The 12,013-nt window shown below is 46.1% G+C and carries 11 protein-coding genes and 4 pseudogenes; 1 reads left to right on the forward strand and 14 read right to left on the reverse strand.

The window, feature by feature from the left end:
* Positions 1 to 633, reverse strand: a pseudogene (locus G434_RS30735) (transposase); the annotation flags it as partial.
* 35 nt (positions 634 to 668) lie between these two features.
* On the opposite strand from G434_RS30735, the pseudogene G434_RS29795 reads away from it, so the two are divergent.
* Positions 669 to 881 (forward strand): annotated as a pseudogene (locus G434_RS29795) (integrase core domain-containing protein); the annotation flags it as partial.
* A gap of 322 nt (positions 882 to 1,203) precedes the next feature.
* Here the strand turns inward: G434_RS29795 and G434_RS13565 are convergent.
* The 13 genes and pseudogenes from G434_RS13565 to G434_RS29805 form a co-directional block, all read right to left on the reverse strand.
* Positions 1,204 to 1,920, reverse strand: a complete 717-nt coding sequence (locus tag G434_RS13565) for a hypothetical protein (RefSeq protein WP_001087508.1) — start codon at positions 1,918 to 1,920, stop codon at positions 1,204 to 1,206.
* Between the two features lie 492 nt (positions 1,921 to 2,412).
* Entirely contained in the window at positions 2,413 to 2,964 is a 552-nt protein-coding gene (locus G434_RS13560; RefSeq protein WP_001447126.1) for a MarR family transcriptional regulator, read from the reverse strand.
* 166 nt (positions 2,965 to 3,130) lie between these two features.
* Positions 3,131 to 4,296 (reverse strand): annotated as a pseudogene (locus G434_RS29800) (IS3 family transposase).
* 138 nt (positions 4,297 to 4,434) lie between these two features.
* Positions 4,435 to 5,166, reverse strand: a complete 732-nt coding sequence (locus G434_RS30740) for a PapG carbohydrate binding domain-containing protein (protein WP_306308426.1) — start codon at positions 5,164 to 5,166, stop codon at positions 4,435 to 4,437.
* Positions 5,141 to 5,443: a PapG carbohydrate binding domain-containing protein gene (locus tag G434_RS30975; RefSeq protein WP_001329931.1), complete on the reverse strand. Its 303-nt coding sequence runs from the start codon at positions 5,441 to 5,443 to the stop codon at positions 5,141 to 5,143. Before G434_RS30975 ends, G434_RS30740 begins: the two co-directional genes overlap by 26 nt.
* Positions 5,444 to 5,486: 43 nt before the next feature.
* Positions 5,487 to 5,990: a P fimbrial tip protein PapF gene (gene papF, locus G434_RS13545; RefSeq protein ID WP_000620430.1), complete on the reverse strand. Its 504-nt coding sequence runs from the start codon at positions 5,988 to 5,990 to the stop codon at positions 5,487 to 5,489.
* A gap of 74 nt (positions 5,991 to 6,064) precedes the next feature.
* A complete protein-coding gene (locus tag G434_RS13540; RefSeq protein WP_000723797.1) occupies positions 6,065 to 6,586 on the reverse strand; it encodes a fimbrial protein in 522 nt (173 codons plus the stop codon).
* A 26-nt stretch (positions 6,587 to 6,612) separates the two neighbouring features.
* Complete coding sequence (locus G434_RS13535; RefSeq protein WP_000597712.1) at positions 6,613 to 7,149, reverse strand: fimbrial protein; 537 nt, start codon at positions 7,147 to 7,149, stop codon at positions 6,613 to 6,615.
* 9 nt (positions 7,150 to 7,158) lie between these two features.
* A complete protein-coding gene (locus G434_RS13530) occupies positions 7,159 to 7,740 on the reverse strand; it encodes a pilus-assembly fibrillin subunit (RefSeq protein WP_001617400.1) in 582 nt (193 codons plus the stop codon).
* A gap of 36 nt (positions 7,741 to 7,776) precedes the next feature.
* A complete protein-coding gene (locus G434_RS13525; protein WP_000265730.1) occupies positions 7,777 to 8,511 on the reverse strand; it encodes a fimbrial biogenesis chaperone in 735 nt (244 codons plus the stop codon).
* Positions 8,512 to 8,581: 70 nt separating this feature from the next.
* Positions 8,582 to 11,092 (reverse strand): P fimbrial usher protein PapC, encoded by a 2,511-nt coding sequence (gene papC, locus G434_RS13520; protein WP_000654940.1) that lies wholly within the window; start codon positions 11,090 to 11,092, stop codon positions 8,582 to 8,584.
* A 58-nt stretch (positions 11,093 to 11,150) separates the two neighbouring features.
* A complete protein-coding gene (locus G434_RS13515) occupies positions 11,151 to 11,738 on the reverse strand; it encodes a fimbrial protein (protein ID WP_024188759.1) in 588 nt (195 codons plus the stop codon).
* Positions 11,739 to 11,800: 62 nt separating this feature from the next.
* Positions 11,801 to 11,923, reverse strand: a pseudogene (locus G434_RS29805) (type 1 fimbrial protein); the annotation flags it as partial.
* Positions 11,924 to 12,013 lie beyond the last annotated feature (90 nt).

Raw genomic sequence — 12,013 nt, forward strand, 5'->3', positions numbered from 1 at the left:
AAGCAGAAAAAGCTTATTATGCTTCCATCGGAAACGATGATCTGGCAGCCTGAGTTCACAGATAAAACACTCTCCAGGAAACCCGGGGCGGTTCAGGTAGCCTCTCCGGGTTGCCATTGTGGCGATGCTTCTTGCTCCGGCCGAACCGTGGCTGATGCCATGTAGCTCAAGTACCTGACTGTGTAATACAGCCCATCTGGTTTTTCAGGACGGTTTTTCCAGTATCTGTAGCTACTGCGATGAACCCTGAACACATGGCAGAGTGTGACCACCGGATAATGCGCTCTGAGTTTCCCGATTATCGGGAACTATTCAGGGAGTCTGATATCAAGAGCGCGGTAGCCTTTTTTAATATCGTATTTTGTTCCTCCAGACGACGCACCTGCTTTTCCAGCTCACGAATACGTTGCTGCTCTGATGTGAGTGGTACTGCAGAAGGCGTGATATCCTGACGTTCCCGTCTGAGCTGACATACCCATGCCTCCAGAGTAGAGAAACCAACATTCATAGCTTCAGTAGCTTCCCGGTATGAGTAACCTTTATCAACGATAAGTTGGGCGCATTCCAGATTAAACTCAGGAGAGAAGGTACGCTTTGTTTTCTTGTTGTTTTATGTTGTGGTGAGAATATCACCTTTAATCAGGTGGCCAAATTTACTGTGCCACTACAACGCGATGGAGGAGAGCATCAATGGTCTTTACAAAACGGAGGTAATACACCGTAAGAGCTGGAAAAACCGGACAGAAGTGAAACTGGCCACACTAACGTGGGTGGACTGGTATAACAATCGACGATTACTGAAAAGGCTGGGCCATATTCCTCCGACAGAAACAGAAAAAGCTTATTATGCCTCCATCGGAAACAATGATCTGGCAGCCTGAGTTCACAGATAAAATACTCTCCAGGAAAACCGGGATGGTTCACCGGAGTGTTAAAGTGTGGCTTAAAATTATGCAGTTGCCGCCTGGCGGTCAAGACTGTCGCTACAGGATAAATCGCTCCGGTGAAACACAACTGCGCAAATCACCATACTGTGCATACGTATTACCGTGAAGGAGATCGGTGAGTTACGGGGTTATTGGGTGATCTCCTTCCATGAAAATACGCAGAGCACTTAAATCGCTGCTGGCGCGCACTAAAAACGTGTCAACCGGTTCCATTAGCGTAACATCAAAGCGAGTATTTAAGAAGCAGGAGAGCAACCTACAGGTTAACCCGAACCATATTAAATTCATAATCTTTTAACTGCTCAGACCCGATCACCAGAAATCTGCCATTACCTGACTTAAATGATTTTGATAAAACAAGAGTGGTATCATATCTGGCTAAAACATAATACCACCCGTCATTATAATTCATCATTTCATATTCTTTCTTGAATTGCGGCTTGTAAAAGCCAACAGAAAATGAAAAAACCCAGAAATATATGACAAAGCCGACAAAACATATTTCAGAAATATGTTTTTTTACAAAGATACTCTCTGAAAAACATGATGCTGAAACACGGTGGCCACAGGTTCTTATAAGAAAAACAAGAATAAGGGATACCGCTACTGATAAGGTAAGAAGTTTTAATGCCAGATGATTCTTTAGCACAGAGAACTCAATCACCACCGGAACAAACAATAAGAATGAGGCAAGAAAAAGTCTGAAAAAGCTCAATTCATGCATGCTTGCTTTGTTTTTTATTCCAAGAAAGAAAAGTACTCCCGCGCCCCATGAGAGAAACAGGATGACCATTATAGTAATTGCATGAAACAGGCTTCTTGCAACATCGTCAATACCTGCACTGACAACCCACCATGGGAAACCATAATAAAAAGAGACACCCCACCCGTAAAAATATGCACTTCCCCATCCGAGACATCCCATATAAGCCACAAATAAGGAAGAATTTTTGAGCAACGCGTTGCTGTTCATTTTTACCCCTGTAAAACTGGAATAAGTAACAGAATAGCATTGACATTGTCAAGATGAACAGCATGCATTGTAACAGTCTGCAGTTTATGTTCTCCGTGGATAATTATTCTTATTTCATGGTGATTTTTGTTATATTTTAAAATGCATATCTCACCATTTAGTTTTTTATATCACAAAAACATAGTGATGCAATCATACACACCTGCCTCTATCGTACAGAGAAAACGGGCAATTATTTGTATTATTCCTTCATAACGACTTCAGTATACAGGATGACCGCAACCACGCTCCTTCTCCTGCCCGGGCGAAGTGCCTGGTTCAGACAATTACATTAACTGGCTGAAATTTTCGACGCGGTACAGGCCTCCCTGCTTTGAAAGGTGGCCTGGCGCTGCAATTTTTTACTTTTGTTTTTGTATCCGGAAAAACACATCTGCAAGAATCATTATTCTCTTGCCTGAAGCTATCCAGCATCCTCAGATATTTCGCACTTTATGAGCTGGCATCAGAAAAATGTGCCAGTAATTTTTTATTAATGACTTCAAACAGTTCCTGTTCATCATGGGTCAGATAATCCCAGATTTCTTTCAGATACATGCTTTGTGCAAGAGTGAGCCTCTGAATAAAAAACATACCTTCAGATGTCAGACTGATTTTTTTAGCACGGCGATCCTCCCTGCTATCCGTCCTTTTTACATATCCGGCTTTTTCTAAAAAATCTGTAATGCGGGTAATATTAGTTCTGGTAAACTGAAGTTTCTGGCTTATCTCTGAAGGTGACAGACAATGGTTCTCCGCTGCGAATAATGTGGTGAGAACCATATATGCTGAGTGATTTATTCCATACGCCCCCAGAAATTCAGATATATTATCCTGCATTCTTTTATTTGTGCGAATACAGAGCTGCATCAACAAATGTTCCCGAAAGGGATATGCGGGGTCTTTGTTTTTTTGGTGTCTGATTATTTTTTCTAATGTGTCTGTGTTATTCATTTCATTATTCTCCATATTACTGAAACACACTGTCTGTGTACAAGCGCGCATCAGTCATCCGGTAAACATCGACTTTCCACTACAATTTATTCCTACCTGATTTCTGTATGACAGAGTAGTCCCGACAGGCAGACGGATAAATTCCCGCAGATAAAAGAACATAAATGCTGGCTGCTGACAAGTCTGTGAAAAAGGATTATTGTAGTGGTTCACAAAATCAGGACACCGGAATAACCTGTTTCCACTTTTCTTCATGTAAGCAAGGCGGTAAACCATCGTTGTTCGTGTGAGGTCGATAAACGTTGTAATAACCATTAATCCACTGGTTTATATCACGTACCGCATGGATAAAATCACCATAACCACCTTTCGGAAGCCATTCATTTTTAAGGCTGCGAAAGACTCTTTCCATCGGCGAATTATCCAGGCCATTCCCTCTGCAACTCATACTTTGCATTACCCCATAACGCCAGAGTAACTTTCTGTATTTATTGCTTTTATACTGAACACCTTGATCTGAATGAAACAGCAGACGGCCATCACGTGATCGTGTTTCCAGTGCATTACGCAAAGCCCTACACACCAACTCAGCATCAGCGGTTAATGAGAGGGCTGAACCGGTAATCCGCCGTGAATATAAATCAACAACGAGCGCGAGCTAACACCATTTGTCATGCAGGCGAATAAAACTGATGTCGCCGCACCAGACGCGGTCTGGTGCGGCGGGGTGAAATTGCCGGTTCAGTAAATTTGGCAATGGCGGACTTTTGTCTTCGTTGACCCGGTAGTGATGTTTAACCATCTGTCGACTTGTCAGCCCGCATTCCCGCATCAGTCGTCGTGCCAGCCACCGGCCTGCATCAACGCTACTCTGGCGCAACATCTGACTGATTGCACGGCTACCGGCTGCGCCACGACTGAGAGCATGGAAAGCCCTCACCCGACTTCGTAAGTCAATTCTTTGCACATTAACAGGACGCGTCACCTGCGCGTAATAAACGCTACGGTTAATACCGAATAAATGACAAATAACCCACACTGGCCACTTTGCTTTCAGCCGTGTGATTAGCGCGACAGCTTCCCGGGGATTTCGCTCATCAGCACGGCAGCCTGCTTTAGTATTTCTTTTTCCATCTCAACGCGCTTTATCTGCGCTTTAAGCTGCTGAATTTCGCGTTGTTCAGGGATAATAGCATTACCAGCGGACTCAATACCCTGAAATTCCTGCTTATACAACCGTATCCATTTACGCAAATGGTCAGGATTGAGCTCAAGTGCCAGCGCGACTTCTCTGACATCACGCTGGTATTTAACCACCTGTTCGATAGCTTCAAGCTTGAACTCCGGGAAAAAGGTACGTTTAGTCCGACGAGTTTTGATTATGCATCACCTCATTTTCACTGTTTTAACATTAACAAGATTTCGAGGTGTCCTGAATTACCGATCCACTATACATCATTCGTTGCATAGAAACGCCAGGTGAAATTTCTCTCCTGTCTCACCATAAACATGGTTTTGTATTCAGGGAAGATGCATGATCATCGTCATTGAACCAGACAAAGCACCAGAAGTTATCTTGCCTGCTTCACCATACAACTTGCTTCCAACTGTCACTGTCCTGGATCCTGCAGTATTCCAGCGCAATGTTTCCTCATTTCGCTTGACACCATCAAGATATATTATTGAATCCCAGCCATTGCCCAAACCAACCGCAACCCCCTGATTATTATATGCTGGTTGTGTATTGCTGAATAGTGAGATTTTAACAGTAACCGGGACGTCACAATAAATGGTAACAGCTTGGCTTGCATAATTACCATGGGCACTATCAATAGAAAGATTACCGTGGTTTATTTCAAGAGATTGAGCGGAAGGGCGACAACTTCCAGTATTATTAAATGACAGCATTAGAGTATTTGTAGCAGGTAACTGCTTAACCTGACTGTAGGGCATTTTATAATGCTCACGCCAGCCATTATAATAATGATGCTGTATCCCCCTGATATATTTAATTGGAACCTCATAGCGCCCTTTGGGTAGATCTGCAGGCAACAGTAAACTAAACCTTAATTCATTGAAAGTGTTACTCAATTGTTTTGTATTTCCTACCGGAGCACACACCCGCCCCCCATCGCTTGTCCAAGTATCCCATTCATATCCGTTGAGGAAATAATAATACCCATAATCACCTGTATTTTCCTGATTCCAGCCATATTTACTGTAGACATCAAAAAAAAACAGTATATCTATCAGTGGTTTGGGTACTTCTCGGAACTAACACCCATGCTATATATTCCTGAAAGTAAACACCGCTCACGAATTCTGGAGTCTGACATGAGCTATAGATTGCGGATGCTGCTCCTGTTTTCCATGGAATAGTGAATTGTCCCCTGTCAAAAATTGTCATATTACCAGAATCATAACCAGAATAGTCATTAAAAGCATAAAACATTACATTGTGCCATCCAGCTAAAGCATCATTACAGCCTGACAGGGATAAAAATAAAAAAGCAGGGAACCATTTTTTCATCAGAAATCACTTCCGTAATTACAGTTATTCATTTAGGTATGACTCAGTTATAAATCATGCTCATACTGGCCGTGGTCCGGAAATCCCCGCCATTCAGTATCCCGCTGCCATTACGAAAGGGCACTGAAGTAAAGGTGAACGTTGAACGTGCTGTGTCCAGACCTGCTGTCACTCTGTAACCATTTCCTGAACCATTACCTAATGTAAGAGGTGTTGACATCCCTTTTCCCTGATAAAGCGCTATACCAAAATGAGTTATATTTGTTGCCAGTACATTATTCTGACCTCCTCCCATAGTATTTCCCGTAACTTTTATCCAGAGAGAGCCACTCTTATACGGGCAGGATATGCTTATGGTTTTTGTGACTTCACCACGTGAGTTGTCCACGTGCTCAGGATTAATATTCCCAAAATCAACAACAATATTCTGCCCGTTATTAATGGTGCATGGGGGGATATAAACATTTCCCCTGATGTTAATCTGCACATCAGCCAGTACAGCGACCGATGTCAGAAGCAACGATATAAATAATGATAAACGAATCATCCCCCCTCCGGAGAGCGGCACAGAAAACATTTTATTTTATGAGATATAAAATCGGCGTATTTTAGTTGATACTATTACGAATATGATGCAACCAGCGTTGCTGTCGCAGAAAAATCCCCAGCCTTCAGACTCTGCATATTCCCTTTATATCCAAGTTTGGCATGAAGTGATATAGTTTTATCTGCATTATTACCTGTGATTTTTCCGGGCGTAAATGGAGTCCCTAAAGTTATCGCAGTCCCAATATTTCCTGCATTACTGTTATAAAGATAAACAAGTAACCCATCAGAAGATGTGTTTGATGTATTCTGAACTAAAATAGCATTGTTATAAGTGTTTGTTGCCGTTATCGTAACCTTCATTGTTCCCAAATGATAAGGACAGGTCATCTGGACAGTAAAGTCTTTCTGATTTCCGCCACTCGGTACCAGCTTCTGAATTTCAATATCACCCCAGTTAACTTCAGCATTTTGTACAGTACAGGCAGGAATAATCAGTTTTCCTTTAAAGGTCAGATTATCAGCTGCATGTACATGCTGAGACATTAACACTGCCCCCAGCATTACCGGAAGACACAAACCTCTTATCTTTTTCATCTGAAATATCCTGTACAAAAATTTTGCTAACGATATGTCAATTCAAACGTGGCTGTTGCTTCATAATCACCGGGTACCACACTCTTCGTCCGCAGGGCTTCCGGCGTTGCCACAACATACGCGCCGAAAGGAAGCTCAAGACTGTTTCCGGTAACCTTTTCCCCCTGGCCTTTGTTATGGGAAGCGCCGGGTTTCAGCAGACTGCTGCCATCGGTGTCCAGCAGTGCAATGCCTAACCGGCCGGCATTCACTCCGGTTACCTTCAGATGGCCCGGGAGGGCCGCCTCTTCCGTTCCCTTAAAGGTCAGGGTCACAATTTTGCCAACTGCTGTTGCATGACAGTTTTCCAGCCTGATGACAAACGACTCTGTCGGCGAACGTCCGGGCGGATACCAGAAATCCCTGGACGCCCGGGTTTTGAAGACGACATGTTTATTCAGACTGTCACCGGACACATGGCAGGGTCTGTCAAGCAGATTACCCCTGAATGCCACATCTGAGGCTATTGCCTGTCCGGCAGACAGTGCGGCAAACAGTAAAAGAGCGCCTGTGCTTTTTATCATCACATTCCCTTACTCATATTTTATGCTCAGACGCAGCATGGCCGGATTGCTCCTGGCATCAGAATACTCACCCTCCTGTGTCGCCCTTTTCCTCCAGGCGGCCAGCATCTCCTCCTGTCGCCGGTCAGGCCGACACAGTAAAAAGGTATCACCATCGTGTATAACAAGATGGTCACAGCCGGATAGCTTACGGTCAGGAAGTAAAGCACTTCCGGTTCCGGGACCGGTTACCAGTGAGCCGGAGACTGTCATCGCAACGCCCCGTTTTCCGGGCTGAAGTGCACCACCGTCCCCACATCCTGCCAGCCTCAGCATCAGAGATGCTCCGGCTGCTGCAGAGTGATTTTCCGGCCGGAGGCTTAACGGCACCTCATTACTCACCAGCGTGCAGGGTGAGGACAGCAGTGCACCACTGACTGCCAGGCTTCCGGTGCGTCCCCCCCGTTCATTTATCCGGTAATGATGCAACTCATCTGCAGTAAAGACGTCATCGTATATACCCCGCTCTTCAGCCCGCAGGAAAGTATGGATGAAACCACTCAGCGACAGTGCAATAAGATACAGTACTGCTGTTGTTTTATTCACAACCATAATATCCCACCCGCATTTAACCGTTATTGCGGTACATTATTTCTCTTTTTTCACAGAGCAACGGCTGCCATTACAGATAAACGACAGTACCGGGCGACCACCATAGTCGTTAATATAAGACAGATAAGGGGTATTATAATTTGCCGATTTTACTGTCTGCTCTGAACGGGGAGACAGCATCACGGTTTCAAACTCACCTTCCTCTGCCTGCTTTTCACTTCCTCCCAGACCAATAACAGTGACATAATAGGGGGTCGGGTTTTCAATACGATACCCACCGCTGACTTTGTTCAGAATTAACTGGTCCTGCCATACTTCATTTGGTCTGGTTTTAATTGCTGCCGGGCGATAAAAAAGCTTTATTTTGGTCTGTAAGGCTATCTGCAGTACATTGGCCTTTTCACTCCTCGGCGGTATTTCCCGGAGATTAAAATAAAACAGTGATTCCCTGTCCTGAGGAAGTTTACTGATATCCGGTGTGGTACTCAGCCTGACCATACTTTTCGCACCCGGCTCAAGGCGCTGAACCGGAGGGGTGGCAATAACCGGCCCTGTAATAATTTTTTCCTGATTTTCATTTTCTATCCATGCCTGAGCAAGATAGGGCAGTTGTTTGTTATCATTGGAGATATCAAGCGTCATTGACTTCTCACTCCCGTCAAACACCGCGCGGGTTCTGTCCAGCGAAACAGCAGCGTCTGCCCCGGATATAACAAACAGGGGGATGGCGGCCATCAGAATCTTTTTTCGAATCATACTTAATTTCCACATTCTGTAATTTCACCTGGTCCGGAAAATGGCATAACCGTATTCATCAGCCGTTAATATTCCGGACTTTCATTTATTTCTGAGGCGTACAGGGAAGCAATAACTGCTGGTCAGATATTGCTGTCTCCGGTACATTTACCTGACACTGTATTTTTCCATCCCAGTTTACCGACAGGGTTTCCCCCGGCGTCACGCCACTCAGCCAGGCAAGGCCTTCGTCGGCCACCATGCCCAGCTCCCGGCCTTTTTCACTGGTTACACTGGCACCAAACGGGGGCTGAGAGCCATCAGCAAGACGCAGTATTGCAAACAGACGTTTCCCTTTAAGCACGCTGAATTTCCGGTAACCAATGGCACCTTCTGTCAGCGCCGATTCCACAACAGAACGGGTTGCTTCCACATCATCCGGTAAGCGCTTCAGGTCAACAGAGGTTGTATTCCGGTAATAACTGCTGATGTCAGTCACCACGCCCGTTCCCCAGCGATTTGTCACCACCTGCCCGCCATCAACCGGTACACCTCCCACACCATCCGTGTCAACAAGAAGACGTGTTCCACCGGACATTCCCCCTGCATGTAACGCCGCACCTTTTCCGGTAATTGTTGCCCCACCGGAAGCACTGACGCCGAAAGACGTATATCCTTTCTGCAGGGATGCAATATTCGCGGACAAATTTGCCAGCGGACTACGATGACTGTAATAGGCATTAATCTGACGTTGCGATGTCAGTCCACCGCCACTGTTAAGGCCGGCGTTCAGGCTGTAGCTGTCCAGACCGTCATTGAACGTGTCAGTGTAGCCGGCCATATTCACATAACGGTCATTACTCATACTGCCACTGTAGCTCGCAGTCCCCGTCCCCAGCGGCACGGATATACGCAGGTAAGCAGAATCGTTATCACGCCCCAGATATTTAGACCTTGAGGCTGACAATCCAACCGCCACGCCCTGCAGTCCGAAAACATTAAAGTAGCGGTTGACGCTCACCGTATAATAGTCCGTTTTCCGTATGTCCCAGTATGTCTGACGGCTGTACTGCAGGTTAAAAGAGGTGTTCCAGTCCGCCACGTTTTTATTCAGCGTAACGGTATACATCTCTTTTTCCCGACTGCTGTAATCATTACGGTAGCGGGCGTTCAGGTACTGCTCCATGGTCATATAGTTTCGCTCTGAGAAACGATACCCGGCGAACGTAATGTCGGCATCCGCATTATCAAACCGTTTGGAGTAGCTAAGACGCCAGGATTTTCCCTGAAACGTTCTCTCTCCCTCAATACGGGCTACTGACTGCGTGATATCAGCGGAAAGGGTCCCCGGCACACCCAGGTCCCAGCCGGCACCGGCTGCCAGTGCATTATAATCACCGGCAAGCACAGCCCCGCCATACAGCGACCACTGGTTACTGAGCCCCCAGGACGCCTCTCCGGTCGCAAATACAGGCCCTTCGGTCTCATGCCCGTATCCGCGGGAACGACCGGAGACAAGTTTATACCGGACCTGTCCCGGACGCGTCAGATAAGGAACCGAGGCCGTATCGACCTGAAAGGTTTTCTTCCGTCCGTTCTGTTCAATAACCTCAACATCAAGACGTCCGCGAACTGAACTGTCCAGGTCCTGAATACTGAATGGCCCTGCGGGGACCATCGAGTCGTACAGCACCCGTCCCTGCTGCGACACCACAACACGGGCATTAGTCTCCGCAATCCCGGTAATCTGCGGTGCATAGCCTCGCAGTCTGGGTGGCAGCATCCGGTCATCGCTTTCCAGGCTGGCTCCCGTATAACTCCATGACCGGAATATATCTGAGTTGATATTATTCTCGCCCAGCGTCAGGTTTGCCCGCCATCGTGGAATGGCACGGAACAGATAAAAGCGACTCCATGTGAAATTTCTGTTTGTCGTTTTTTCCCCGTTGTAGCGGCTCTGCTCCTGGCTTCCCTGATAGTCAGCCCGCAGGCGCCAGGGCCCCAGATTCCCCCCCACAGTCCCGTTATAACTGAACTGATGAGAGTCTCCTCCCTGATAATTACGGGAAACCGTCCCGTTGAGGTTATAATCCAGCATCAGTCCGGGAATGCCGTCGTCCCAGCGTGAAGGAGGCAGCCAGGTGGCATCAGAATACTCAAGCCAGGCCTGCGGCATATTGATGCGTAATACGCCCGCTCCGGTATCAGGACGAATATCCACTCCCGGCAACCCATGAAAATCCGCACACTGACCATCATGCCAGTAAACAACTTTATCCAGAGATTCTGCTGTTAACCCCATCAGTCTGACCATATCTGATGTCAGACAGGCCTGTGGCAATTTTTTTTCTGCCTTATCTCCTGACGACTGAGGTTCAACAAATGAAATCTGTAACGATGCGGGAGAAATACTTTGCCCGTTAACAATCACATCCAGAAGATATTGCCCCGGCAGAACATAACCGGCTTCTGAAAAACGGGTGAAGTCAATATTTTTCTTGTCCGCTGCGTCAAGTACATCTGTATTAAACTCAACGGCACTGGCTGCGTTACAAAACAGAGACAACAATATCACACAGGTAATATTGTTGACTGCAAAAGGTATTCTGTCTTTCATTCCACGCATCACCAGATTCACAAAAAAGATAAATAACCGGACATCTCACCGGAGTGACTCACTCATAATCGACCCGGAATCCCAGCACGGCAAAATAATTTCCGGCTTCAAGTTTTTTTCCGTTTCGCACAATTCTGAGGGTGTAACCCAGCGCTTCTTCATTACCCGTCAATGGTATTGCAGGCATTACTTTCCCTGCCCGGGCAATATTTCCCCTGGCATCAGCTATCTGCAGATTAATGCCTTTTGCCTGACCGGATAAATTAAACTTATCCGGCGTTTCACCCCGGACACCATCGAAAGTCACCCTTATCCGGGAATCAGAGAAAAGGTTCCCACCCTGACTGTTAAATTCACAGTTCCTGAGCCGTAGGCTGAATTTTCTTTCAGGTCCGGAAAAACCATTCTGTAAATCCCGTACCGGGGTTTCCCCCATATCGATAATCTGCCAGGCGTCTTCCATCGCCAGAGTACAGGCAGGTCTGACAACCTCACCATGAAAAGCAGCCCTGCCGTCCCACCATACGTGTTCTTCTCCCCAGTATTCAGGAAGGGACATGCCGGGCGGAGGAAATGGCTCTGAAGATACAGCATGAAGTAATGTACTCCAGAAATACATCACAAACAGAACACAAAAATTCTTCATACCTTAAATGTCGTTGTCAGACACAGGGTGGGTCTTGCCTCACCCTGTAAAAATCAGATGAATTACTGGTAACTTAAATTAAAGGTTGCGACTGCAGAAAAAGCACCCTCAGTGACTTGGGCATTATTGGCTGACGACTTCTTAACAATCGCAGTATAATGCAGCACATTATCACCATCTTGAACCGCCCCGGGAATCCTGGAGACTAAACTTCCTGAGAAAGAGGTAAACAGGATGACTAAAAATACTCGTTTTTCCCCCGAAGTCCGTCAACG

It is taken from the genome of Escherichia sp. KTE172, assembly GCF_000408845.1.
In the GTDB taxonomy this organism is placed as follows: Bacteria; Pseudomonadota; Gammaproteobacteria; order Enterobacterales; family Enterobacteriaceae; genus Escherichia; species Escherichia coli.